The sequence below is a fragment of the Salifodinibacter halophilus genome (genome assembly GCA_012999515.1).
GTDB lineage: Bacteria > Pseudomonadota > Gammaproteobacteria > Nevskiales > Salinisphaeraceae > Salifodinibacter > Salifodinibacter halophilus.
Window position 1 is genome coordinate 1 of record JABEEB010000204.1, and the last position, 276, is coordinate 276.

The 276-nt window shown below is 68.8% G+C and carries 1 protein-coding gene; it reads right to left on the reverse strand.

What is annotated here, in order from left to right; translation table 11 throughout:
• Window positions 1-276 (reverse strand): thioredoxin domain-containing protein (locus HKX41_11325; GenBank protein ID NNC24722.1); only part of this gene is annotated, 276 nt, incomplete at both ends.

A 276-nucleotide genomic window follows, 5' to 3' on the forward strand; every position in this document is an offset into this window, starting at 1 on the left:
CCGCCCTGGATCAGATGACGGTCGTTGATGATGACCGACGGCACCGCGCTGATTCCGGCCTCCTGGTAGAGACGCTCCTGCTTGCGCACGTCCTGCGCGTACTCGTCCGAATCGAGCACGGCGCGGGCGCGCTGGGCGTCAAGGCCGGCCTCGCCCGCCACCGCCGCGAGCACCTCGCGCGAAGACACATCGCGGCCGTCGGTGAAATAAGCCTTGAGCAAGGCGTGCTTCAGGGCGCGCTCGGCATCGGCGCTCTGAATGCCCGCCCAGTGCAGC